Genomic DNA, 25,845 nt, shown 5'->3' with positions numbered 1-25,845 from the left:
ACTATTTGTAATCCCAATAATTTAAACTGATCTCTTGTGCTTCAAAAGCAATACAGCCTGCATATTCTTTATCAGGCTTAAAACTTTGCAGACTGTATCTTATTTTTTTTCTGGTAATTGAACTACTTAAACTGTTAAGCTCATTCATATTGTCTATAAGACCTTCTCCAGAAGCTTTGAGGATGGCCTCTTTTCTTGTCCATATAGAATAGAAGCCCGAACTTGTATTGTTTTTACTCATTTGCTTTAATTCCTCAGGACTAAAACAAGAGAAGGTAATATCTTTATAATTGAAATGATGATCTATGTGCTCAATATCGATACCTATTTTAAGTGGACTGATTCCAATAATGATATAGTTTTTACTATGGGTTACATTAAATTCAATACCACTAACTGTTGGCTTCTTATTCTCCGAGTTATAAAAGCATATTTTTGCTGGTGCTATTAAGAGAAATTCTGATAGAATATTTCTTAAAGCATATTTAGAGGCTATATATCTCTTTTTGTCATTTTCTTTGTGGAAACGAAATGCCTTTTCAATTTCAGTATAGGAGAGATTTGAGTTGTACACATTGCTGATCTGATTGAAATATTCATTTATGTTTATTCGGAATATATTAATTGCATTCTTGTCGAATGCTTCGTTTTTTGTAGCAATAATCCACTTTACCTTATCATCATTTATTAACTCCATAACTTAATAGCTTTTAAACCTTAGTGTTAATTACTCTTTGAAGAACTTTAGCCAGCTTTTGATCATTCGGAGAAAGTAAAAATGTTTTATGATCACCTGGAACCGAATGGATATCTATTCCTTTTTTACCATATCTACGCCAGCCTAAGTAAACGCGATCATCTAAAAAGTAAATCCGTTTTTCTACCCTGAACAAATCTATTAAAATGTCGACAGGTTTTAGCTGATATTTTCTATAAGCAGATTCATAGCTTTCGTAAATCTCTCTTTTATAGGTGAAAACCTCTTTGTCAGTTTCTTTGTTTTTTAAGAAAACAGGCTTTAATTTTCTTTTAGATATTTTTAGCTGATATGATAAGGTTTGCATTGGATTATCCAAAAACAGCTTTGCTATAAAAGGTCCCTTTTTTAATTGGCGAACTATTTTCTCTTTTACTTTTTCCATACCAGTTGCGGATGAACCGGCGTAAGTATCGAATATTCCTAGCATTTTTATTTCCTTTCCCATTTCTAGTAATTGCCTGGCCATCTCGTAAGCTATTTTGCCCCCCATAGAATATCCGGCTATTAAAAAGGGACCATCTGGATTTGCTCGTAAAATCTCCTCGTTATATTTAGCAGCAATATCCTCAATAGTTTCTGGTAATTCACTATCACCATTTAGCCCCAAACCTTGAAGTGCATAAACCGGCTGGTCTTCATCCATGAATTTAGATATGGATTTGAAGACGAAAACATTTAAACCACCGCCATGAACCAGATATACCGGAGGTTTACTTCCACTCGTTTTTAATGGAACTAAGGAATCCCAGTTTAATTTGTCTTCTGGAGTTAATAATTTAGCAAGTGTTTCGATAGTGGGGTTCTCAAATAAGCTTGATAGAGGAAGACGCAGGCCTGTTTTCTTTTCTATAGCTCCCATAACTTTAACAGCAATAAGAGAGTGGCCTCCAAGTTCAAAGAAATCATCAGTAATTCCTATTTGACTAATACCAAGGTTTGTAGTCCATATTTCTAAAAGCAAATCATGTTCTGGGGTATGAGGTTTTACATATTTGTTTTCAACCGCTTGATTTGTTGTTACTTTAGGGAGTGCTTTCCGATCTAATTTTCCATTAGCAGTTAAGGGAATTTTATCAAGCTCGATTAAAATTCTTGGTACCATAAATTCAGGAAGCATTATTTTTAAATGATTAATTATAGCTTCCTTATTAAAAGTTTCACTTGTTACAACATATGCCACTAATCTTTTTTCGTACTTGATATCTTCGTCAACAATTATAGCACTTTGTTTCACATCTTTATGCTTAAGCAAAGCATTTTGTATCTCACCCAGTTCTATTCTATTACCTCTGATTTTAACCTGATCATCTATACGTCCTAAGAATTCAATGGCCCCATCAGGTAGCCATCGTACTAAATCCCCTGTTTTGTAGAATCGAGCCCCTAATCGTTCTATGAACATTTTATTTGTCAGTTCATGGTTGTTTAAATAACCTCTTGCTACTCCAAAGCCCCCTATATACAATTCACCCGGAACACCAATTGCACAATAGTTTAGATCTTTATTAAGAATATGAGGAATATTATTTCCAAAAGGTTTGCCAATAGGAGCAGATGCCGGATAATCCTTATTTTTATCTACTATATGTATTAACTTGCCAATTGTAGTTTCGGTAGGACCATAATGGTTTACAACCAGACAGTGACTATCGGCTTTTAGAATTTCTTTAATATACTCGCCTGGCAATGATTCTCCACCAAACATTAGTAGTTTGTTAGGTAGTAGTAAATCGCCCTGATGCTTTAAGAACCTCCAGTGCGAAGGAACGATCTTTAAACAGTCGATGCTGTAATTACTAAAATATTGATGTATATACTCCGGATTATTAAATCTATCCTTGGCAAACAGATGTAATTCTCCTCCTGATATTAAAGAATTAAACAAAATTGTATTGCCCAAATCTGTTGCGATTGTAGATCCAAGAGCAAAGCTTTTACAATCTTTTAAAGTGCTTAATTTTGAATTCAATCCATAAAAGTAATCTATAATGGATCCATGCTCAATCATTACACCCTTTGGATTGCCTGTTGACCCGGAGGTGTAGATTACATATATCAGTTGTTTAGCTGATATATCAACAGATGGAGCCGTTGTTTCTGTTTGCCATATTTGGTTTTTATCGTCGTCCAGACAAATAAGTTCTCGATTTCCTGGTTCTTTGATTCGCTTTATCGTTTCAGAATCACATATTAATATGTTAGCTGTTGATTCAGAAATCATAAAGTTAATTCTTTGTTCAGGGAATTCAGGATCAATCGGAATGTAAGCAGCCCCTGCCTTTATGATTCCCATTATTCCTATTATTGCCTCTACAGATGGCGTTATGCATATTGAGACAAGTGTCTCAATTTTAACTCCCTTACTTATTAAGTAGTTGGCAAGTTGATTAGATTTTTCATTTAACTGGGCATAAGTCAGTTTTCTGCCCTCATATATTACAGCAGTGTTATTCGGATTGTCAAGAACTGTTTTATCAAACAGATCTAGAATTGTTCCAGGAGCAATTGGGGTATCATCTATTATGATAGGAAATGGGTTCTTGTTTATCAAAGAATCTTTGATAAGTACTTCGGGATTATCCGTTATGGCCTTTAATAAAGATTCAAATTCCGACATCATACTGTCAATAGTCTCGGATCTAAATAGATTGGTATTATAAGCCCATTCAAATGTCATGGCATTTTTAGAACCGGTAACATTTAAAGAAATTTCGAAGGTTTGAGCAACTCTTGCATTAGAAAAAAGTTTATGAGTTAAACCCTCAAATGATACTTTTTCATCCATACCCATGTCAATGTTAAAAACTATGGGTACCAGAGGTATGTGTGCCTTATCTCTTTTAATAGGTAGCTTTTTGAGCAGTTCACTAAAAGTTAATCTTTGGTAATCGTAAGCGTCATATACTTCACTTTTTCTTCTTTTTAAATAATCCAGAAAAGAAGATTCCGGATCTATTTTGCTATCAAGTGGCAATAGATTAACACAATGACCTACTAAACCAAAATTCCCTGTTGCAGCCTGACCAGATGATGGAAGGCCAATAACAATATCTTGCTGACCGGTTCTGTGATGTAACAAGATTTCAAACACACTTAAAAGTGTAATTACCACACTACTACCTGCTTTGGCTGATAAGAACTTTATTGGATCCAATAAATCATTTTTCAGGATATAATCATTTCTTTGGCCAGTATAAGTTCGAACAGAAGGCCTTACATAGTCTATAGGTAAGTTAAGTATTGGAACATTGTTTTTATACTTATCAACCCAGAAATTTTGGGTTTCAAGATATTCTACACTATTTGCAAAGTTTATCTGTTGCAAAGTATAATCACTTATTTGTTCAGCTGTTTCTAATTGTGGTAATGTATTATGCACGTATGAATTATACATTTTACTTAAGTCTTCCAGAATAATGCCGATTGACCAGCCATCACCTATAATATGGTGTATTATGAGAGTAAGGTAATGAACATTATCTTCAAACTTGTGAAGATATATTCTAAACAGCGGGCCTTCATAAAGATCGAAAGGCTTACCCATTTCATTACGAATAAACTCATGGTAACGATCAAGACTTTTAGCTGGATCAGTACTAGTTAAATCATCTGTAGTAACTGGAGATGAAATGTTTTTATATATTATTAAGTTTTCTCCATTTTTACTAACAGTAGATCTTAAGGCTTCATGCCTTTCAATTAAGTTAACAATAGCTTTTTGAAATGCTTCTGGAATGAATTCCCCTTTTAACTCAAGTGAAACTGATTCATTATATGCCAGACTAGCCTCATTGCCACCTAGAATGCAAGATAGCCATAGCTCTCTTTGTGGTTCATTTGTTATTGTTATTTTTTCAATCTCATTTTCACCAAATGGATTAAAATCTATTGCAACATATTCAAAATCCTTATTCATCAATCGCTGTTTTAGAAATGGATTTGTAAATATTGATCTTTATTCTGTTCATCTTTAATGAACCATGCCGGATTTCCTTCAATATCCTTTCCCAATCTGGCACCTAGAACAGGTGGGTTATCTGCATTGATGACGATTTCGCCTTTACCAAATTTTGAATACGTTTTTAAACTGGTTTCATTGGCAAGTGTGTTTGCAAAGAAGCCAGCCTTAATCATTTCATCCATGCTCTCTATAAAGCAATCAATTAACTGTTCAATGTCGTTATTTGATGTTGCTTCGGTTACAAAGCAAGGGAATCCATCAAGTATATGGATGCCCTTTTGCCTCATTAAGGTAAACATCAACTCGCTATAAGGAATCTCCTCATTAAATTTGACCTTCCATAATGACCCGTAATTTGCAACAAAGAAGGGAAGGTGTCTTTTTTCTATTTCCTTGTTAAGTGTTTTGGCAATGTGGTCTCCTTTCTCATTTAGCTCCAATTGTAATTTGGGACCTTTCTCTTTCATATATAGTAAGGATGCTTTTGCAGAAGCCAACGCTAAAGGGTGACGAACAAATGTTCCGGCGAAGTAAGTTACCCCAACCTCTGGGTATGAACTATCACCATAATTCCAGGTTCCACCATCAAGTGCGTCCATAAATTCCTTTTTACCTGCAATCACCCCAATTGGAATTCCTGCCCCAACCACCTTGCCATAAGAAGCGAGATCGGCTCGGACATCAAATAAGGCCTGTGCCCCTCCGGGATGCATCCTGAAACCAGTAATCACCTCATCAAATATTAAAGCTGAGCCACTTGCAGAGGTGATTTTTCTTACTTCTTTAATAAAATCTATTGGCACAAATTCAGGGCGCCTGCTCTGTACTGGTTCAATGAGCACTGCGGCAATTTCATCGGCTCTTTCTTTAATTATCGATAGTGCTTCATCTGTTCCATAATCGAGTACAAGGATGTTTTTAACAGCCTCAGGCATTATGCCGGCTGCTGCTGGAAACGATTTGAGTTTTTTTGTTCCTCTAACCAATACCTCATCAATAATGCCATGGTATGATCCTGTAAAGGCAACAATCAATGATCTCCCGGTAACTGTTCTGGCAATTCTTATACATCCTAATACTGCCTCAGAGCCAGTACTGCAAAGTGCCGATCTGTCAAATCCAGTAAACTCACATACTAATTTACTTACTTCAGCAGCAAGCTCATGCTGCGGACCCACCTCATATCCATTTTCAACTTGATCGTGCATGGCTTTTTTGATAACCTCTGGCTGGTAGCCAAGTAAGTTTGAGCCAAATCCATTTAATACATCAATATATTCATTGCCATCAAGGTCCCACATTTTGCTACCGCTTGATCTGTTTATCACAATAGGATAGGTAAGTTCTTTTGTTAAAGGTTTAAAGCCTGAAACAACTCTTGGGTCTGCCATATAATTCCGGCTCTCCTCAGCATATTTTTTACTTTTAAATGTTTTCTGATTGTAGCTCTCAATTAAGTTTTCAAGAAAGCTTAATTGATCTGTATTCAATTCGGTAGATTGACGCTCTATTCTAGGGGTTGCTCCAAATGGTTTTTGAATTTCTGATTTTTCCTGAATTGTTAGTTCGGGTTCCTCTTGTTGCTTTGGTAGTGTTGATGATACTGCAACAGTATTTACAGTAGGGTTATTCCCATTCATCAATAAAACCTGTTTAGATAAAATCTCTAGCTGTTGTGCAATTAAGCCTAAGGCTGAATTGTTGTACTCGTTTGTGTTCACAAATGAGACAGGAGAAATAACTTGTTGGTTATTTAGATTAGCAATAGGGATGTTGTTTTGAACCGGAACAGGTTCATCCTGAACGGTATTTCTATCTATATAATCTGTTAATAAATCAATTGTTGGATATTCTTCATTTAATTTCCTAAATGTAATAGGTAAATTAAACTCTCTTTTAAGGGAGATTGCTATTTGAGTAAGCAATAAAGAATCTAATCCTATTTCAACAAAGTTTTGATTAGGAGCAACATTTCGCATTTCAATTCCAGATGCATCTTCTAATACTTGTCTGATTTTTACTGCTAGATTATTCTTTTTCATTGCAAGCGTAGTATTGGTGTTTGGTTTAGTATTATTGTCAGGTATTATTTTGTTTATGTCTACGGAATCAATCCAGTGTCTCTTTCTATCAAACCTGTAAGTTGGAAGATCCAGAAAAGATCTTTGCTGATCTTTATAAAAATTATCCCAATTAGGTTGCAAGCCATAATTCCAAAGCTGACCTAAAGTATTTAGGATAATGCAATAATCGTTCTCGTTATTAGCGAGACTTTGCATTGCTCTTACGGAAATCGATTTTAGTGCAGCAATTTGCCTTACAAGGGTCGTGGTTACTGATCCGGGACCAACCTCTATAAAAATTGGAGAATTGTAAGTTAATACAGTATCAATGGCTGTAGAAAATTGTACCGTGTTTCTTAAGTGATTTGCCCAATACTGTGGATCTATTGCCTCCTCATCTGTTAGAATTGAACCTGTTACAGTAGAGATGATTGGTGTTTGAGGAGTTGAAAGTGAGATTCCAGAAACAACTTTTTGAAAATCATTAACTATCGGATCCATCATAGATGAATGAAAAGCATGGCTTGTAAAGAGCAATTTGTTAGGAATCTCTTTGTCATTAAGTAGCTGGCTGAATTTCAGAATATCTTCTTGTGGCCCTGCTATAACGCAAAGTTTAGGGCTGTTTACTGCTGCGATCGATAATCCTTCACTTAATAGGTTGGTTACTAGATTTGACTCGCTCCTTACAGATAACATAGAACCTGCGGGAAGGGCATTAACCATTGCTCCCCTAACGGCTATTAATTTTAACCCATCCTCTAAAGAGAATATGCCGGCAAGATGTGCTGCAACGTATTCTCCGATACTATGTCCACAAAACAAAGTAGGAGTAATGCCCCAATTCATCCACAGTTTTGCCAATGCATATTCAATTACAAATAATGCAGGTTGCGTGTATCTGGTTTGTTTTAATAACCGTTCTGCTTCAGCATTAGGCGAACTGGTAAATATAACTTCTCTGATGTCGAGGTCTATATATTGCTTAAGTATCTCAGCGCAACGATATATAGCTTCTCTAAATAGTGGTTCGTCTTTGTATAGATCAACTGCCATATTTAAATACTGAGCGCCTTGACCAGGAAATGTAAACACAACTTCTTCCGGTACTTCCTTAAGATTACTTATATTACCTTCTTTAGTTCTATTTTGATCGAGTTGGTTTATAAAAGATTCTTTGGTGTTCCCTACAGCGAATCTTCTATAAGAAAAGTCGTTTCTGGTTTGTTTTAGGGTGTAGGCAACATCAGCTATATTAACATTCTTATTCTTTATAATATAATCAGAGATTGAGGATGCATATTGGTCTCTGCTAATTTCTGATTTCGCCGACCAGGTAATCAGATCATATGGCCTTCCTGTTGATGATACTGATTCCAAATTTTCATATTCTTCAATAATCACATGTACATTTGTTCCCCCAACACCAAATGAGCTTACACCCGCAATTCTTTTAGTGTCAGAGTTCCAATCGGTCAGATTATTGTTAACATAAAAAGGACTATTTAGAAAGTCGATGTTTTTATTTCCTTGTTTGTACCCAAGAGAGGCAGGTAGTTTCTTGTAGTACAAGGACAAACAAGCTTTAATTAAACCAGTTACTCCTGCAGCTTGCGTTAAGTGACCAAAGTTGCTTTTAACTGATCCTATTGCACAAAATTGATTTCTATCCTGTTGACCAAAAGCTTTAACTAATCCATCAAATTCAATAGGATCACCAATAGGGGTGCCAGTGCCATGTGTTTCAATATAGCTGATTTCTGATGGGCTAATACCAGCGTCTGCTATAGCTTCTTTAATTGCATTTGCTTGTCCATCAGTATTCGGAGCAGTAAAGCTTCCTTTTTCTGCTCCATCGTTATTTAAACCAACTCCTTTGATTACACCATAAATAATATCGCCATCACATTTTGCATCTGTTAACCTTTTAAGTAAAACAACTCCAGCACCATCACTAAATACAGTTCCTGTTGCATCATTATCAAAAGGACAGCAATGGCCATCGACGCTTAACATGCTGCCTTCCTGGTAAATATGACCACTGTTAATAGGAGAAGTAATACTTGCAGCTCCTGCAATAGCTGCATCACATTGGCCTGATCGCAAACTGTTAACTGCTTCTGCTACTGCAAGTAATGATGTTGAACAAGCAGAGTTTACACTTACGGCTTGTCCTTTTAGGTTTAAATGGTAAGCCGTTCTCGAAGCAATGTAATCCTTTTCGTTAACAGTAAGTACCTGCAGGTTACCAACGTTTTCAATTAAATCAGGATATTGTAATAAGTTGTTTACATAATATGTGTTGCTGCCACTACCTGCATAAACGGCGATTTTTTTTGAATAAACTGGGAATAAATGCCCCGTTTTTTCCAATACTTCCCAAGCTATTTCTAGGAAAATTCTTTGTTGCGGATCCATTAAATCGGCAAGCTTAGGGTTGATTCCGAAAAAGGCAGAATCGAATTTCTCAGCATCGTTAATTACTCCTCTTGCTTTAACATACGCTTTATCATTCTTTATATGATCTGGAATGCTAATGTCAAGTTCTTCGTCGCTAAAGAATTTGGTTGTTTCTTTACCTTCTGTAAGTAAATCCCATAAATCATTGATAGTTTCTGCGCCTGGAAATCTACCCGCCATCCCTATTATCGCAATATCTTGCGAATCATTGCCAGGTTCACTTTGTTTAACGAAGGTGGACTGCTTAGGAACTTTATTTTCAAGAAATTCGGCTATCCCGGTTGCAGTCGGATATTGGTATAATCTGGTTATTGGTAAATGATAATTGAATTGATACTTTAGTTCGGCCACCGTTTTTTGAGCTAGAAGGGAATTGCCTCCAAGCTCAAAGAAATTGTCTTCAATTCCTATTTTATCATACTGAAATATATCTATAAACAAGCCTATAATATCCTTTTCAATCTTTGTTTTTGGACTTTTGTACAATACATTTAGTTGGGGTCTTTTAAGATCTGGTTTTGGTAATGCCTTCCTGTCTACTTTGCCACTTGTAGTTTTAGGAAGCTCGTTGAGCCAAATAAAGGCCGATGGGATCATATAATCAGGAAGGAGTTTGCTTATGTGGTACCTAAGTTTGTTACTGTCTCTCGGAGTTTTATTTCCTGTTAAGTAGGCTACCAGAGCTTTTCTGCCTGGATAATCTTCTCTTAATATTACTATAGCCTGATTAACGCTTTCTTCTTTCATTAGGGTAACCTCAATTTCACCTAATTCAACCCTGTTGCCCCTGATTTTAATTTGACTATCTATCCGGCCTTTAAACTCTATTTCTCCATTATCTAAAAGCCTGCCCAGATCTCCTGTTCTGTATACTTTAATTTGTCCAAGTTTTGGGTTGGAGAGTTCCACAAATTTCTCATTTGTGAGGTTTGGCTGATGAAAATATCCATTTGATAAGCAAGGTCCCGAAATACATATTTCTCCAGTTTGTCCATTTTCAAGGAAGCCTAATTTTTCATCAATAAAATGAATGGATGATTGTGCTATTGTTTCCCCAATTGTGGGTATTGATGCCCACTTATCAGGATTGCCTGTGAGTTTCAGCTCTGTTACCCAAATGGTTGTTTCGGTTGGTCCATATACATTTACCAGAGTAGAATTTTGTATAGATGAAAAGAATTCTCTTATGTTTGGTGTAATTTTAAGTAGTTCACCACCAGTTATCAACTCTTTTAAGTTAACAGGAAATCGTTTTTCTTTGGTGGCAGCTTCAGCTAAATATTGAAGCGTAACATAAGGTAAAAAAGCTTTGTTAATGTTGTTAGAAATAATAAAATCCAAAAGCTTTGTGCCGTCAAGCCTGTAATCATCATTAATAAGATACAAGGTGGCACCTGTAGTTAATGGGACAAAGATTTCTTGAAATGAGGCATCAAAACTGAGATGGCAAAACTGTAAGGCATTTATACCTTTACCATTAAGCGCATGGTCTTTTTGCCATTTTAAAAAATTACTCAAACTTTTATGACTAATACATACACCCTTAGGTTTACCTGTAGAGCCAGATGTATAAAGGATACATCCATTTTCGGATTGCAGAAAACCACTGTTTTTGCTAGTATCAGGATATAATTTATCAGAAACTATAACATTAAGCCCCAGACAAGTAAATACATTGAATTCATTTTGTAACGAGATGCATGTGCTTACTCCAGAATCTTCTTTAATTTGTAATAGCCTGCTTTCAGGATAGCTTGGGTCTAATGGTAAATAAGTTTTTCCAGCTTTCAAGATTGCCAATAATCCAACAATCATTTCTATTGATCGCGTCGCGCTTATTCCTATGACTTCCTGGTCAAGTGTTTGATTTAAAATAATATTGGATAAATGCTCTGCTCTTTCGTTTAATTCAGAATATGTAATTTTTTTTTCGTTAAAAACTACTGCTATGGTTTCAGGTAATTCCTGAGCTGTAGTATTAAATGATTGTTGAACTAATAGTTCATTCTGAGTGTTCGAAATTTGGTCTTTAAACATATGAGCGTGATTAAATGAGTTAATCTGATATATGTATCTTGCAAAAGTTGTTCCTTTTTATTAATTTTCATTTCCTGTCTGTTCGGTATATGTTTACTAAAGTAAGAGTAAGCACCTGAATTAAGCTATTTCCAGATCCTGGTACAAGGAAGAGTAATTATGAATTGTTGCTGCAAAAAAAAAGGATCCTTATTGAAACAATAAGAATCCTTTTGGAGATTTTAGCTTTTAAAGGCTAAATTATTTTTTCTCTGGTGGAGTGGATACAATTTCTCCCCATTCGTTAACATAGGCCATCATGCTTTCAAGATCACCACCAGACGAATTTTGCTGACGTTCAAGTTTGCGCTGCTCTTTATCTTCTTTTTTCTTTTGTCTGTTTTTTTCTAATTGCTTCTTCATGAAGGTAGCCTGAGATTTAGCCATAAATTTAATGTATTAGTTAAAAAAATAACTCTTCTCTGGTTTTACTGTTTGCCAATGTGTAAGTGTATTTTGCTTACTATTAATGCGGCTATTAATTAATTCTCGGGCGACAACGGATCAGCAGCCAGGAGGAATTGAAACCCAATCAAGAGATTTGATTGACAAGTAAATATTAAGAGAATAGTATAATGATACCCCGTTTACTGCAAATATACTAATTTCTCCTTAAAAATCAATAATTGATCCTTACAGGCCGACTGAAATAGTGTAGGTTACTGTAGCACGTGCTTTTAGCTCTTTGGTTGTAGCAGTTCTTAATTTAGCTGAAAGATTATAGCTAAATGAAGTGGAGGTAAGGAAGGCTCTGATATCTGAGTTTCCAGCCGTAATTGGAATGCTGAGTTTAGAGGTCACCACATTTGATGATGGGTTTGCTGTGGCAATTGATTGCACTGTTTGTCCAGATGCCTGAATTTTTACTATTATGTTCTCTATATTTTGAATGTTGTTTAAACTATCTGCATTTAAAAACTCTAAGTTGAATTCTTTAATTCGAATGGTTTTTACATTCTTCAGCCCAAATCTTGGTGAGGCATTATTAATTAAAGAATCAAGATTTAGATTTTTTACATTAAGGTCTCCAATCACTGCTCCGGATTCTGTACTTGAGATCTTTGGTATCGTAAAAGAAATCCCTCCGGTAGGGGTAATGAAAAGATCACGTTCGATGGACTCTTTAATATTATTACAAGATAAAAGTATAGTTGTAATTATTAAAGCTGACGCCAGTAAAGTCTTAATTTTAGTCCTCATATAAATTACTTTAATTTGATTTTTCATCTGAACAAAGATTCAAATTATTCTCCATACCATCAATTAAATCGTATGGAGAATACCGGGGTTAAAATTGATTTTTTTAATAAACTTCCTATTTATTTGGCAATTATAGTATGCAGAATATTGTATTGTTATGTTGTTTAATTATCTGTAATACAGTATTATTAATTGTTATTTACTTAAGTTTTTAATTATCTAAAGACCCATTTTAGTGTGCTTTATGAAGTAAATATTCAGAATATTATTCTGTATGTGGTGTAATGTTGTTGTTTTACAGTTATTTAAGTTTGTTTACATGCATTAGTACTGCTGCCTGTTGTATGCGGCAGAAAAATCACTTCTCATACTTTTAAAGCGTTCAACTACGGTAGTAATAAAAGCTTCATCGAGGATTTGAAAGATCTCGTTTGCTCCTCCTCCACTAAGGTCCAGTTCCGATAATTTATAGCTTTGCTCAAGTGTTCCCTGCTCAAATTTGATGATATATTTTTGGTTCATGTTAAACAAGGTGATCTTGCATTCTGGATGTGGAAGTTCTGCTATTACTCTCATGTTTTTTAGTTTTTATAATAATTTTTAGATTAAAATTTGACACCCATTTCTTTAATAAGAAAGTCAGCTTTGTCAATTTTTGAAGCTACCCACAATACATAACGTATGTCAACGCCAATTGACCTGCTGTAACTGTCGTTCCATGCATAGTCGTTTATTGTTGCTCCGTATGCGCGGTCAAAGTTTACGCCTATTAACTCACCGTAGGCATTCATTATAGGGGAGCCAGAATTTCCACCGGTTGTATCCATGTTGTAAAGGAAGGAGACGGGTACATCATTAAGATCTTTCTTTGCGTACGGTCCGAAATCTTTTGCATTCCAAAGTGTTTTGATTTGCTCTGGATATGCGAAATCAGGGTTTGCTGTTGCGCCTTTTTCGACTATTCCCTTTATTGTGGTATATGGTCTCATGTATGAGGCATCTGCCGGTGAGTATCCTTTTACGTAACCATAGGTTAATCTAAGGGTGCTGTTTGCATCAGGAATAAAATCTTTTTTTAAGAACTTCTCTTTGATGTTAACATAATCGCCCATAAGTTTGTTTAAAAGCCCATCTCTACGGTCTTTTTCAGGTTTTAGCTCATCAATCTGTTTTGCAATATCATCTTCAAACAGGAGTAATCCATCGTTATAGGCAGATATAGATTTTGGAGACTGTAGTAAAACATTTAAAACATAATTAACTTCTTTTAGCTTGGTTACTTCAAAAATACTCTCAGTATATTGATCAATAACGTCCAGACTGTTGGCTCCTTTACTGGTGACTTTGTTAACGGCAGTTACCTTTTGTATCGGACTAAACTGAGAGGCATCCTCAAGCATTCTTTTAAATATTTTTTTATCAGCATCTATATCGTACGATTCATAGGTGCTTGATAATGTTTGCTTAAGCTTTTGAATGTTTTGATCGAAGTACTCTTGTTTTTGAGCTGCCGGCTGAGCTTTAAGCGCAGTTTTGAATGCGTTTATGTTTTTAGCAACCGTTAAAAGGTTTGTTGAGTTATAAATCTGGGTAAGCCAAAGATCTCGTTGGGCATCTGAGTTGATGAGTTTATAAAGATTATCTATTTCGGTCATCAGATTTCCGTATTTTGCTTTGGTATTAACGTTATTGTTGATAAACTGAATTAAGGCTTCCTCTTCCTTTTTCTTTTTTGAAATTAAATCTATCCCTTTTAGCCCTTGTAGTTTTCCTCTGTAGTTTTTTAACACGTTGGCATTTCTTTTTATACGGGTAGCCAGCTTAATCTCAGTAGTTTTGTCTTTTTTGCCAACAGTTTCCATTGTTGAGTTTTGGAAGTCATAAAGGTTAGATACGTATGGCAGCAGGAATTTTTCCTGATATTCTATAAATGCAGATGGACGATGACGAAAAGTTTTGCCGGGATAACCTAAAATGAAAACGAAGTCATCTTCGTTGGTTCCTTTAGGATTTACTTTTAAAAACTTCTTTGGTGTGTAAGGTATGTTGTCTTTAGAGAATTTAGCTGGAGAGCCATCTGGTGCTACATAAGCACGCATAAAGGAAAAATCACCGGTGTGACGAGGCCATACCCAGTTATCTGTTTCACCACCAAATTCACCTATTTGCCTGTTAGGTACATATACAAGTCTAACGTCCTGGATGGTTTTGTAACGGAACAATACATATGTTTTTCCTATAAACATTTCCGATACCTCGGCTTTAATACCTGGGTCTTTCTTTTCTGCATCTATAACAATGTTTTTCATTACATCATTAATCATTTTTAATCGCGAAGCAGGGTCTTCTATTTGCGCTACAGCTCCCAAAACACGATCAGAAACGTCTTCATAACTATCAGTTATACGGCATGTTAGTCCTTTTGCTTCAATTTCCTGTTCACGTGATTTGGCTACAAACCCATTTGTTAGATAGTCATGTTCTGCAGTGCTGGCAAGTTGTACTGCGCTAAAAGCACAATGGTGGTTAGTGATGATTAAGCCTTCATTTGAAACAAACGATCCGGTGCATCCGCCAACATTAACAAGTGCATCTACCAGGCTGGTTCCTTTTGGATTGTATATGTTATTTTGATCTATTTTTAAACCTGCTTTTTTCAAATCAAGTTTATGGATTTCGCTTAAAGGAAACATTCCTTCTTCCCAAGGCTTGTAACCCGATTGGATTATTCCTAGTGTAAGAAGTGAAGTGATAATTAAGGTTTTCTTATTCATCTTTATGGTAACTATGTTAGTTAAAAATTGCAAATTTAGCGATTTTAATTCTGTTTTACTTATTGATAGCTGTATTGATCAGTGTAAGACATCAATTGGGATTTCTTTGGTATAAGTCCACAGTGAGTCCACGTTAAGTCCACCTTTTTCTTGAAATAACGTGGACTCATGGCGGATTGAAAGCCTACTAACAGCGGATTCATTAGTACTGATATAACAACTACAAGTCCAACAGTCAGCATTGATGTATATGGATGTCAGGGGAATATTGATCGTGATTTCGTATTTTTGCATTTCATTTACATAGATTAAAAATGGCAGAGGATTTACACATAGTAACCGACATTAGTAAAGAGGAGCAATACCTTTCTTTAATTCCCCAAATCAAAGCGCTGATAGTTGGCGAAGATGATCAGATTGCTAATCTGGCTAATATCGCGGCAGCTTTAAAAGAACAGTTTAGGTGGTTTTGGGTTGGTTTTTATCTGGTGAAAGGTGATGAATTGGTGCTTGGGCCTTTTCAAGGGCCTGTGGCCTGTACCAGGATCAAAAAAGGTAAAGGCGTTTGTGGTACTTCATGGCAGCAAGCCGAGATTTTGGTGGTACCTGATGTTGATGAATTTCCTGGCCATATTGCATGTGCCTCAGCTTCAAGATCAGAAATTGTTTTACCTATTTTTAAAGGTAATGAAGTTATAGGTGTATTAGATATTGATAGTGAATATCTTTCTCATTTTGATAATGTTGATGCTAAATATCTAAAGGAAATAATTAGTTTTATAAATGTCTAAGTTGCCTTACTCTTTTTATCAAAGCCATGATGTAAACGATCTTGCTATTCAGTTACTTGGTAAATTGTTATTTACTAAGCTTAATGGTGAATTGACCGGGGGAATCATTGTTGAAACAGAAGCTTATAAAGGAGTGGAAGATAAGGCTTCTCATGCATATGGAGGACGCTTTACAAATCGTACTCAGGTTATATACGAAGAGGGTGGTTTGTCCTATGTTTACCTGTGCTATGGTATTCATCATCTTTTTAATGTTGTTACAGCTCCAAAAGGAACTCCTCACGCTGTTTTAATTAGGGGTATTGAACCAGTACACGGAATAGATATAATGCTACGCAGGAGGAATATGGTGCTATTAAAGCCAAATATTACTGCAGGTCCTGGAGCGCTATCAAAAGCAATGGGGATAGATAAAAGCTTAAATGCAAAAGATCTGTTAGGTGATGAGATATGGATTGAAGATAAGGGAGGTGTTTTTCCAGATGACCAGATTGTTTCGTCAGCGAGAGTTGGTGTTGATTATGCCGGAGATCATGCTTTGTTTCCATGGAGATACTACATTCGGGGAAATAAATTTGTAAGCAAGCCAAACAAATAAAATATTTAGAGTATATATAATAGCTATTGTTGATAACAAATAAGGCAGGTGATTTAATTATCTGCCTTTTTTATTGATATTTGAATCGATGAATTTTGAGAACAATTTAGCCTTTGCTCAACGCCTGGATCAGGCAGATCCGCTTAGTAGTTTTAGGCATGATTTCTTATTTCCGCAACAAAATGGAAAACCATTTATTTATCTGTGTGGTAATTCTTTAGGTTTACAACCTAAAGTAGTACGTAAAGTAGTTGATGAACAATTAAGTAGCTGGCATAACCTGGCTGTAGAGGGGTGGTTTCAAGGGGATAATCCGTGGATGTTCTATCACAAGGAGTTAAAAAAACTGATGGGTCCACTGGTTGGAGCAAGTGCTAAAGAAGTTTGCCCTATGAATACTTTGACTGTTAATTTGCATTTGCTGATGGTCAGTTTTTATAAGCCTCTTAAAGGTAGGTTTAAGATTATTATGGAGGCAGGTGCCTTTCCGTCAGACCAGTATGCAGTTGAGAGTCAGGTTCGTTTTCACGGCTACAGTCCGGAAGAAGCGATTATTGAGGTAGCACCAAGATTAGGTGAACATACGTTAAGAACGGAAGATGTTCAAGCTCAGATTGCACAATATGGCGATGAAGTAGCTTTAGTGTTGTTTGGAGGGGTAAATTATTTTACCGGTCAGTGGTTCGATATGGAAGCCATAACAAAAGCAGGACATGCCGTTGGAGCTATTGTGGGGTTTGATTTGGCTCATGCTGCAGGGAATGTTCCCTTGGAGCTACATGATTGGGATATAGATTTTGCTTGCTGGTGTTCTTATAAATATCAAAATTCAGGGCCAGGAGGAATAAGTGGTATTTTCGTTCACGAGAAGCATTTTAAAGATACTACACTGAACCGTTTTGCCGGTTGGTGGGGCTATAACGAAGAGCAAAGATTTAAAATGGAAAAGGGCTTTTTGCCAGAAATTGGCGCTGATGGATGGCAAGTAAGTTGCACTCAGGTGATGCCTATGGCGTTATACCTTGCATCATTGCAAGTGTTCGAAAAAGCAGGGTTTGTAGAGCCGTTAAGGGTTAAAAGTATATTTTTAACTTCTTATATGTTTTATATTATAGATCAGATAAATAAAAAATTAAATAATGAACAGTTTGAGATTATAACTCCTTTTAATGAAAACGAACGTGGTGCTCAGGTTTCTATTATTGCAAAGCAGAAAGGTAAGGAGATTTTTGAGGGATTGGTAGCAAATAATGTTCTTGGAGACTGGAGAGAACCAAATGTGATTAGGTTGAGTCCCGTTCCTTTGTATAATTCATTTGAAGATGTGTTTCGCACAGGCGAACTTTTATTACAGATTACCAAAAGTATTGTTTAATACTATTTAAGAGATTTTATTATGATAAATTATAATCCAAAAGACTGGTTCACTTTTATCTTTCATGCACACAAGTCTGATACAATCAGGAAATTGTGGCCATTAATGATTAGCGTAGCGATATTTTCAGGCATAATTGCATTTCTGGAGTTAAACTACCTGAAATTGGCTGAAACTACTTATGTTAAAAATATTGGAATGATGCACAATTTACTTGGTTTTGTAATTTCCATGTTGTTGGTGTTTAGAACAAATACTTCATACGATAGATGGTGGGAAGGTAGAAGGTTTTTAGGTGCTTTAACAAATGTAAGCCGTAATTTTGCAATAAAGATTAAAGCACTAAAATTAAATAAAGAGCATTTAGAGTTTTTTGAATATGGAATTCCAAAATATGCCTTTGCTTTAAAGGAACATTTGAGAGAGAAGCAATATTTTGGTAAAAACAGTTTTCTTATTGAAGTTGATGGAGGCAAGCACATTCCAAATCAGGTAGCCGCTAGTATTTCGTCAAGGGTTTTTGACTTGCAAGCAGCTGGGGTAATTAGCCAGGAACAGTTAATTATACTTAATGCAGATGTTCAGCAGTTTACTGATATATGTGGTGGTTGTGAGCGAATTAAGAATACACCTATTCCATATTCTTATAGTGCTTTTATTAAGAAATTCATTTTCATATATGTTATTACCTTGCCTTTTGGCTGGGTTTTTAGCTTAGGTTACTTTGTGGTTCCTATTGTGCCATTTATATTATACGTACTAGCTAGTTTGGAGTTAATTGCGGAAGAGATTGAAAACCCTTTTGGATCTGATGCTAATGATTTGCCGGTTGATGAGATTTGTAATAACATTGAAAAACACGTAGAGCAGATATTACGTTAAGATGGTTAAGATTGCATGGCATCCTTTATTTGCATATCCTTTACCAGAGGGGCATCGTTTTCCAATGCTTAAGTATGAGCTAATCCCCGAACAATTGCTGCATCAGGGGTTTATTAGCAGGAGGAACTTATTTGCTCCGGATAAATTATGTGAGGATGTAATTTTGCTGACTCATGAGAACGAGTATTGGCAGCAATTAAAAAATCTAACGCTTCCTGCAAAAGAACAAAGAAGGATTGGCTTTCCATTAACAGAACAATTGGTAGAGCGTGAGATTAGGATTGCACAGGGAACCATTGATGGAGCTATTTATGCAAAGCAGTTTGGGATAGCTTTTAATGTTGCAGGAGGAACGCATCATGCAGGAAGTAATTGGGGTGAAGGATTTTGTTTGTTAAACGATCAGGCTATAGCCGCCAATTACTTGCTGAATAATGGTTTTGCCAGCCGTATCTTAATTATAGATTTAGATGTTCATCAAGGAAATGGTACTGCAGAAATTTTTAATGGTGAGCCGCGAGTATTTACATTTTCCATGCATGGAGATAAGAACTTTCCTTTCAGAAAAGAGCAATCTGATTTGGATATAGCATTGCAGGATGGAACAGAAGATGAAATGTATTTAAATAAATTAAATTCATGTTTTCCTCTTCTTCTAAAGCATAATCCTGACTTTGTGTTTTACTTGTCAGGAGTTGATGTCCTTAAAAGTGATAACCTTGGGAAGCTGGGATTATCAAAATCGGCTTGTCTGGAAAGAGATAGAATGGTGTTACAATTTTGCAAGAATAACAGTTTGCCTGTTCAGGTAAGTATGGGCGGAGGATATTCGCCAGATATAAAAGATATAGTGGATGCGCATTGCAACACATTTAAAGTGGGTATAGATATTTTTGAATAATTATGAAGATTGTTATTGCAGAAAAGCCTTCAGTGGCGCGTGAGTTGGCTAAAGTCTTCGGTGCTACAGCAAAAAAAGATGGTTATATAGAGGGTAAGGGATATTCTTTTACATGGGCATTTGGACATTTGCTTCAATTGGCTCCACCACAAGAGTATGGATTTATAGGATGGAGAAGGCAACACTTACCGATGCTGCCTAAAAAATTTAAGTTAGGGATTAGGAAAATAAAAACTAAGGATGGCTTAGTTGAAGATCCTGGTGTTAGAAAACAGCTCGATATCATTAAAAAATTGTTTGATGAGGCTACTGAGATAATTGTAGCAACGGATGCTGGGCGGGAAGGTGAACTTATTTTCCGCTACATTTACTATTTTTTGAAATGCAAAAAACCTTTTAAAAGGCTATGGATTTCGTCGCAAACTGATGAGGCAATAAAGGAAGGCTTTAGAAATCTGAAACCAGGAACAGATTATGATACGCTTTTTAATTCGGCACATTGTAGATCTGAATCGGACTGGTTGGTGGGGATGAATGCAACACAGGCGCTTAGTATATCGGCTGGTGCGCGATCGGTCCTTTCATTAGGACGGGTTCAAACACCTACTTTGGCAATGATTTGTTCGCGTTTTCTGGAAATTAAGAACTTTGTGCCTCAATTATATTATCAGCTTGCAATACAGTTAGATAAGGATGGTCAACTGTTTAAAGCAATATCTGTAAATAACTTTGACAAAAAAGAAGAAGCAGAAGAATTGTTTGCAAAAATTAAAGATACTACATCTGGTTTTTCAAATGGTGGTAAAATTTTAACCGTTGAAGCAAAACCAAGAAAGGAACCACCACCTTTATTGCATGATTTGAGTAGCTTGCAACAAGAAGCTAATAAACGTAAGGGATTTACTGCCGACCAGACTTTAAATTTGTTACAAGGCTTATATGAAAGTAAATTGGTTACTTATCCGCGTACAGGTAGCAGATACATTGGCGATGATGTGTACGCGAATGTTCCAAACCTAATAGATAAGTTGAAGGTACATAAGGATTTTGGAAAGCAGGCTGAATTTCTGCTAACAGTGCCATTAAATAAGAGAAGCGTAAATGCCAAGAAGGTAACCGATCACCATGCAATTTTACCTACAGGCGAGTCTCCTTATCAGTTAAGCGGTGATAAGCAAGCAATTTATGACATGGTAGTGGGAAGGATGCTTGAAGCTTTTCATCAGGAATGTGTAAAGGAAATCACAAAGATAACAATTGAATCAGGCTCAGTTTTTATGGCAAATGGAACGGTAATTCGTTCTGCAGGATGGAGATCTGTATTTAATGAATCAGATGATGATAAGAAGGATGAAGAAAATCCATCTTTACCGAAGGTAAAGGTAGGCGAGGAGCTTCCGGTTGTAAATAAAGCTTTGTTAGAAAAACAAACTAAGCCTAAACCTTTGTATAACGAGGCATCTTTATTAAAGGCACTTGAAACCTCTGGAAAAGATATAGAAGATGAAGAGTTGAGGTATGCAATGAAAGACAGTGGATTAGGTACACCTGCTACCAGGGCAGCAATTATTGAAACTTTGATTAACAGAGATTACATTGTAAGGGAAAAAAGGAATTTAGTGCCTACTACTAAAGGTTTGGCGGTTTATGACGTGGTAAAGGATCAGAAAATTGCGCAGGCAGAGCTTACTGGACAATGGGAAAAAAGGCTGGAAGAAATTCGCTCAGGAGCCTCTGTTGCCGATTTTAAAGCTGAGATTACTGACTATACCAGAACCATTACTAATGAGTTATTACAATCGGGAACGGGATTGGCAGAGAAGTTTGCAAAGGAGGAGAAACCTGTTGAGAAAGTAAGTTAATAGATTGTATTTTTGTAAGTATATTCACTAGCATCAAGTTATTCTGAAAAAGAAGATTATGTATTCTTTATTAATTTTTGCTGTAGCATTTACACTCCTAACAGTTTGGGTGCTTAGCTTTCCTATTTTTGGACGTGTGCCTGAAGGCAATCGTTTAGAACGCATAAAAAAGTTGCCAAATTATAAAGATGGAGCACTTGAGAACTTATCGCCGACACCCATGAAGCCAGATAATGTAAGTTATTGGGATATGATAAGGGGAATGTTGAAAGGAAATGATAAGGGTAGTCCGAAAGGTTCTGTACCTACTGTTAAGCCTAATTTTGAACAGGATGATTCCAATGTTAAGGTTATTTGGTTTGGCCACTCTTCTTATCTTGTACAAACAGATGGACAGAACATACTTGTTGATCCGGTTTTAAGTGAAAGACCTTCTCCAATTTCTTTTATTGGTACTAAAAGATTCCAGGGAACGGATTTTATAAAGGCAGAGGATTTTCCAGAACTAGATGTTGTACTGATCACACACGATCATTATGATCATCTGGATTATGAAGCTATTTTAAAGTTAAAGGATAAAACAAAGAGATTTATCGTTTCGTTAGGTGTAGGCTCACATTTGGAGCATTGGGGAGTACCTGCAAATAAAATTACTGAACTGTCGTGGGGAGAGGAAACAACTCAAAATACGCTCAAGTTTATTGCACTTCCTGCTCGTCATTTTACCGGAAGGTTGTTTAAAAGAAACCAGACAGCATGGTCTGCCTTTATTTTACAAACATCAAAAAATAAATTGTATTTAGGTGGTGACTCAGGATATGATACACATTTTAAAAATGCAGGTGAACAATATGGACCCTTTGATATTGCAATATTAGAGTGTGGGCAGTACAATGCTTATTGGCCTTTAATCCATATGTTTCCTGAACAAACAGTACAGGCCGCCATTGATTTGAAAGCTCAGGTTCTATTACCTGTCCATTGGGGAAAATTCAAATTAGCTATGCACGATTGGAATGAGCCGATAATAAGAGTCGTAAATAAGGCTGATGAAGAAAACTTGAAAACTACCACGCCATTAATGGGGGAATCTGTGATTTTGGATAAGTACTACCCTGCAACAAAATGGTGGCTGGCCGATAACTTATAATAGTAAACAATATTGATAGATAGCTGTTGTTTAATTGATACTCATCAATAACTTAAATCAATGAAAACTGATTTTGTAGAAATTTTTCAAACCATTAGAGCATCACTGCAGCCATTTGCTACTGTGGGTTTTAGTAATAGAATAAATAGCGAAACTTCTTTTGATCTTTGGAGTGATAGGAATGTTGTGATTGATGGAAAGAAAAGAAATGAAGTTTTCTTTGCAAGCGTTATTATACAAAAGGGACATGTAGGGTTTTATTATATGCCCGTTTATACAGAGCCTGAGATGAAGAAGATTTTTAATCCCGAATTGCTTAAATTGTTGAAAGGTAAATCATGTTTTCATATTAAAAAGCTGGATGATACATTGATGTTGCAAATAGAAGATGCACTGGCTGCAGGGTTTAAACTTTATAAAGAAAAAGGTTGGGTATAGAACCAGTTTGGAAACAAGATGTAATAACCAGTTTTGAAGATCTTGGTATTGCAATTCATGATATTGAATCGAAGGAATATAGTTTACTGTCCATTGGGACAGGAGAAGTAATAGTTAATCTTATTTCAATTAAAAATAGCTATCGACCTGAAGACCTGCTTTTACTACAAGATCAATATCAAATAAAAAATATTTCTTTATTGCACCTATGGGAAGATATATGGCTAACAAGAAAAGTTCAGGTTATAGGGCGGATTTCATCCATTATTGGGCTGAATAAGCGTATTCATGCCCGCAAAACTAAAGTTATTCAAATTACTCAGAAGCAGGTTGATGATTTTTTAGATCATAATCATTTGCTCGGATCCGCTAAATCTAATTACAAATTTGCATTGAGTTTAAATGAACAGATTATTGCTGTTGTTTGTTTCAGTAATCTTAGATATATGAAAGGATTAGCACCTGGTTATAGATCAGCAGAATTGATACGGTTTGCAAGTTTAAGTGGTTATACCATAATTGGAGGCTTTACAAAGCTGCTACAGTATTTTATTAGGAATTATAAACCTGATGATATTATGAGCTATGCAGATAGAGACTGGTCGCTGGGAAAGGCTTATGAACAGTCGGGTTTTAAGCTGACCGATATTACACCCCCTGCAGAAATCTGGCTAAAACTGGACACTTTGGTTAGGCGTTTCCCACATCGATTAGCAATCGAATTTGTTAACGGAAAGCCAGATGTAGCTGCTGAAGAGTATGTAAAGGTTTATAATACAGGTAATTTGAAATATATTTTATACTTATAATGCGCCAAAACCCTTTATTAATCATTTTAGGCCCAACTGCATCTGGTAAAACTAAACTTGCCGTAAAAGTGGCTGACGCACTGAATGGAGAAATAATTAGTGCCGATAGCAGGCAAATATTTAAGGGAATGGATATTGGTACCGGTAAAGATCTTGATGAGTATATGCTGAATGGAAAAGCTATTCCGTATCATTTAATTGATATTAAGAAAGCCGGTGAAAGGTATAATGTAAATGAATTTAAAGAAGATTTTTTCTCAATTTTTCAGAAAATATCTGAAAAGGGTGCAATACCAATTCTTTGTGGTGGCACTGGGATGTATGTTCATAGCATTCTTCAAAATCATGAGTACACCGCTATACCTGTAAACAATGAGTTAAGAGATTCTTTAAAAAACTTTGATAAAGAATTGTTACGCAGAAAATTGTTTGATTACCCAGCAGAATTGATAAAACAAGCAGATCAATCATCTCACAAAAGATTGATTAGAGCAATTGAGATTGCAGAATACCTTATGCATAACAATTTACAATCAATTGAAAGACCTGAGTTTAATTCGCTTGTTATAGGTTTAAGCTCTGATATTGAACTTCGAAGACATAAAATCATTAGTCGGCTTGAGCTTAGGTTTAAAGAAGGGATGATTGATGAAGTGAAAAAATTGATTGCCGATGGCGTTACCAAAGAGGATCTTGTATTTTATGGCTTGGAATATAAATTTATTGCAGCTTACTTATTCGATGAGCTTAGTTATCCTGAATTAAAAGAAAGGCTTGCTATAGCAATTTGTCAGTTTGCTAAGCGCCAAATGACATTTTTTAGAAAAATGGAGAAAGATGGAGTTGAAATAAACTGGTTTAATATAGAATTGAATGCTGATGAGTTATTTGATGAAGTTATAAATACCTTCAAACTGAAATTTGGCTGCCAAAGTTAAATAGTATGATAATAATTTTCTTTTTAATGTGTGGCATGCAATTTGTAAATAGTGAGATGTATAGGGAAAACTTATACACTAAATTTAAATGAACGATCAAATGAAAAAATCTACAAAATTCTTTGCTACTGCAGTAGCTGCGGTGGCGTTGTTCTTTACAACTAATGCCAGTGCTCAAAAACTAGGTATTGGGGTCAATCTTGGAGTCCCAACTAAGGATGCTTATAGCTTTACAATTGGAGCTGATGCCAGACTTCAATTTGATGTTTCAAAACAAATATCCATTCCCGTAACTACAGGCTATACTCATTTCCTTGGAAAAGAAGTTGGGGGAGTTGATGTTCCTGATTTTGGTTATATCCCACTAAAAGCGGGGGTAAAAGTATTCTTTGATGAATCAGGGTCAGGACTTTATGGATTAGGTGAGCTTGGGGCAGCGTTTGGAGTAACTAATGGTTCTGGAACTTCATTTCTTTATTCTCCTGCATTAGGTTATTCATGGAGTAACGGACTTGACTTGGGGGTAAAATATGAAGGCCTTTCAAAAGGAGGTGGAAATTTAGGACAGGTTGCTTTGCGAATAGCTTACGGGTTTAAATTATAACAACTGAATATAGAATAAAGAGCCCTGCCTGTATTTTCAGGCAGGGCTCTTTATTTGCAGTACATTATGTACAGCTTGAGTGTTGAACCTGCTAAGGTTAACCGAGGCAAATTATCACCCTGAAATTGAATATTTTATTAAAAGGCTGATATTTTTTCACATATTTTTTTAGTTATTTATAATAAAAATGGGTATTTTAACCA

At 35.8% G+C, this 25,845-nt stretch carries 18 protein-coding genes; 11 read left to right on the top strand and 7 right to left on the bottom strand.

Features of this window, described 5'->3' with window-relative positions; all coding sequences use genetic code 11:
- Window position 1: 1 nt before the first annotated feature.
- The 7 genes from CPT03_RS09025 to CPT03_RS08995 form a co-directional block, all read right to left on the bottom strand.
- The gene (locus CPT03_RS09025) at window positions 2–697 is read right to left on the bottom strand and encodes a 4'-phosphopantetheinyl transferase family protein (protein WP_099438548.1); all 696 of its coding nucleotides are present in this window, start codon (window positions 695–697) and stop codon (window positions 2–4) included.
- A gap of 13 nt (window positions 698–710) precedes the next feature.
- Entirely contained in the window at window positions 711–4,676 is a 3,966-nt protein-coding gene (locus CPT03_RS09020; protein WP_099438547.1) for a non-ribosomal peptide synthetase, read from the bottom strand.
- Between the two features lie 11 nt (window positions 4,677–4,687).
- Window positions 4,688–11,281, bottom strand: a complete 6,594-nt coding sequence (locus tag CPT03_RS09015) for a type I polyketide synthase (protein ID WP_099438546.1) — start codon at window positions 11,279–11,281, stop codon at window positions 4,688–4,690.
- 240 nt (window positions 11,282–11,521) lie between these two features.
- Complete coding sequence (locus CPT03_RS09010; RefSeq protein ID WP_048905110.1) at window positions 11,522–11,707, bottom strand: hypothetical protein; 186 nt, start codon at window positions 11,705–11,707, stop codon at window positions 11,522–11,524.
- A 246-nt stretch (window positions 11,708–11,953) separates the two neighbouring features.
- The gene (locus tag CPT03_RS09005; protein WP_157766388.1) at window positions 11,954–12,520 is read right to left on the bottom strand and encodes a hypothetical protein; all 567 of its coding nucleotides are present in this window, start codon (window positions 12,518–12,520) and stop codon (window positions 11,954–11,956) included.
- A gap of 324 nt (window positions 12,521–12,844) precedes the next feature.
- Window positions 12,845–13,096 (bottom strand): hypothetical protein, encoded by a 252-nt coding sequence (locus CPT03_RS09000; RefSeq protein ID WP_099438544.1) that lies wholly within the window; start codon window positions 13,094–13,096, stop codon window positions 12,845–12,847.
- Between the two features lie 29 nt (window positions 13,097–13,125).
- Window positions 13,126–15,294, bottom strand: a complete 2,169-nt coding sequence (locus CPT03_RS08995; protein ID WP_099438543.1) for a S46 family peptidase — start codon at window positions 15,292–15,294, stop codon at window positions 13,126–13,128.
- Window positions 15,295–15,608: 314 nt separating this feature from the next.
- On the opposite strand from CPT03_RS08995, the gene CPT03_RS08990 reads away from it, so the two are divergent.
- The 11 genes from CPT03_RS08990 (at window position 15,609) to CPT03_RS08940 (ending at window position 25,642) form a co-directional block, all read left to right on the top strand.
- Window positions 15,609–16,085, top strand: a complete 477-nt coding sequence (locus CPT03_RS08990) for a GAF domain-containing protein (protein WP_099438542.1) — start codon at window positions 15,609–15,611, stop codon at window positions 16,083–16,085.
- Entirely contained in the window at window positions 16,078–16,683 is a 606-nt protein-coding gene (locus tag CPT03_RS08985; protein WP_099438541.1) for a DNA-3-methyladenine glycosylase, read from the top strand. Before CPT03_RS08990 ends, CPT03_RS08985 begins: the two co-directional genes overlap by 8 nt.
- An 88-nt stretch (window positions 16,684–16,771) precedes the next feature.
- Complete coding sequence (kynU, locus tag CPT03_RS08980; protein WP_099438540.1) at window positions 16,772–18,058, top strand: kynureninase; 1,287 nt, start codon at window positions 16,772–16,774, stop codon at window positions 18,056–18,058.
- Window positions 18,059–18,079: 21 nt separating this feature from the next.
- The gene (locus CPT03_RS08975; protein ID WP_099438539.1) at window positions 18,080–18,940 is read left to right on the top strand and encodes a bestrophin family protein; all 861 of its coding nucleotides are present in this window, start codon (window positions 18,080–18,082) and stop codon (window positions 18,938–18,940) included.
- Window position 18,941: 1 nt separating this feature from the next.
- A complete protein-coding gene (locus CPT03_RS08970) occupies window positions 18,942–19,841 on the top strand; it encodes a histone deacetylase (RefSeq protein WP_099438538.1) in 900 nt (299 codons plus the stop codon).
- A gap of 2 nt (window positions 19,842–19,843) precedes the next feature.
- A complete protein-coding gene (topB, locus tag CPT03_RS08965) occupies window positions 19,844–21,703 on the top strand; it encodes a DNA topoisomerase III (RefSeq protein WP_099438537.1) in 1,860 nt (619 codons plus the stop codon).
- A 58-nt stretch (window positions 21,704–21,761) separates the two neighbouring features.
- On the top strand, window positions 21,762–22,853 hold the full coding sequence (locus CPT03_RS08960) for an MBL fold metallo-hydrolase (RefSeq protein ID WP_099438536.1): 1,092 nt from the start codon (window positions 21,762–21,764) through the stop codon (window positions 22,851–22,853).
- A gap of 60 nt (window positions 22,854–22,913) precedes the next feature.
- Window positions 22,914–23,291 carry a hypothetical protein gene (locus CPT03_RS08955; RefSeq protein WP_099438535.1) on the top strand — a complete coding sequence of 126 codons (378 nt, stop codon included), beginning with the start codon at window positions 22,914–22,916 and terminating at the stop codon, window positions 23,289–23,291.
- Window positions 23,282–24,100, top strand: coding sequence for a hypothetical protein (locus CPT03_RS08950; protein WP_099438534.1), 819 nt, complete (start codon window positions 23,282–23,284; stop codon window positions 24,098–24,100). Before CPT03_RS08955 ends, CPT03_RS08950 begins: the two co-directional genes overlap by 10 nt.
- Window positions 24,100–25,038 carry a tRNA (adenosine(37)-N6)-dimethylallyltransferase MiaA gene (miaA, locus tag CPT03_RS08945; protein WP_099438533.1) on the top strand — a complete coding sequence of 313 codons (939 nt, stop codon included), beginning with the start codon at window positions 24,100–24,102 and terminating at the stop codon, window positions 25,036–25,038. Before CPT03_RS08950 ends, miaA begins: the two co-directional genes overlap by 1 nt.
- Before the next feature lie 100 nt (window positions 25,039–25,138).
- A complete protein-coding gene (locus CPT03_RS08940; protein ID WP_099438532.1) occupies window positions 25,139–25,642 on the top strand; it encodes a hypothetical protein in 504 nt (167 codons plus the stop codon).
- Window positions 25,643–25,845: the final 203 nt, after the last annotated feature.

The organism is Pedobacter ginsengisoli, assembly GCF_002736205.1.
Lineage (GTDB): Bacteria > Bacteroidota > Bacteroidia > Sphingobacteriales > Sphingobacteriaceae > Pedobacter > Pedobacter ginsengisoli_A.
The sequence above is the reverse complement of the archived record's forward strand: the minus strand, read 5'-3'. Positions and strand labels throughout refer to the sequence as shown.

Coding starts and splice junctions, on each gene's coding strand:
- CPT03_RS08970 (WP_099438538.1), top strand. CDS start 18,942: ATGGTTAAGATTGCATGGCATCCTTTATTTGCATATCCTTTACCAGAG.
- CPT03_RS08995 (WP_099438543.1), bottom strand. CDS start 15,294: ATGAATAAGAAAACCTTAATTATCACTTCACTTCTTACACTAGGAATA.
- CPT03_RS09020 (WP_099438547.1), bottom strand. CDS start 4,676: ATGAATAAGGATTTTGAATATGTTGCAATAGATTTTAATCCATTTGGT.
- CPT03_RS08940 (WP_099438532.1), top strand. CDS start 25,139: ATGAAAAAATCTACAAAATTCTTTGCTACTGCAGTAGCTGCGGTGGCG.
- CPT03_RS09000 (WP_099438544.1), bottom strand. CDS start 13,096: ATGAGAGTAATAGCAGAACTTCCACATCCAGAATGCAAGATCACCTTG.
- CPT03_RS09015 (WP_099438546.1), bottom strand. CDS start 11,281: ATGTTTAAAGACCAAATTTCGAACACTCAGAATGAACTATTAGTTCAA.
- kynU (WP_099438540.1), top strand. CDS start 16,772: ATGAATTTTGAGAACAATTTAGCCTTTGCTCAACGCCTGGATCAGGCA.
- CPT03_RS09005 (WP_157766388.1), bottom strand. CDS start 12,520: ATGAGGACTAAAATTAAGACTTTACTGGCGTCAGCTTTAATAATTACA.
- CPT03_RS08960 (WP_099438536.1), top strand. CDS start 21,762: ATGTATTCTTTATTAATTTTTGCTGTAGCATTTACACTCCTAACAGTT.
- CPT03_RS09010 (WP_048905110.1), bottom strand. CDS start 11,707: ATGGCTAAATCTCAGGCTACCTTCATGAAGAAGCAATTAGAAAAAAAC.
- CPT03_RS08955 (WP_099438535.1), top strand. CDS start 22,914: ATGAAAACTGATTTTGTAGAAATTTTTCAAACCATTAGAGCATCACTG.
- CPT03_RS08990 (WP_099438542.1), top strand. CDS start 15,609: ATGGCAGAGGATTTACACATAGTAACCGACATTAGTAAAGAGGAGCAA.
- CPT03_RS08975 (WP_099438539.1), top strand. CDS start 18,080: ATGATAAATTATAATCCAAAAGACTGGTTCACTTTTATCTTTCATGCA.
- CPT03_RS09025 (WP_099438548.1), bottom strand. CDS start 697: ATGGAGTTAATAAATGATGATAAGGTAAAGTGGATTATTGCTACAAAA.
- miaA (WP_099438533.1), top strand. CDS start 24,100: ATGCGCCAAAACCCTTTATTAATCATTTTAGGCCCAACTGCATCTGGT.
- CPT03_RS08985 (WP_099438541.1), top strand. CDS start 16,078: ATGTCTAAGTTGCCTTACTCTTTTTATCAAAGCCATGATGTAAACGAT.
- topB (WP_099438537.1), top strand. CDS start 19,844: ATGAAGATTGTTATTGCAGAAAAGCCTTCAGTGGCGCGTGAGTTGGCT.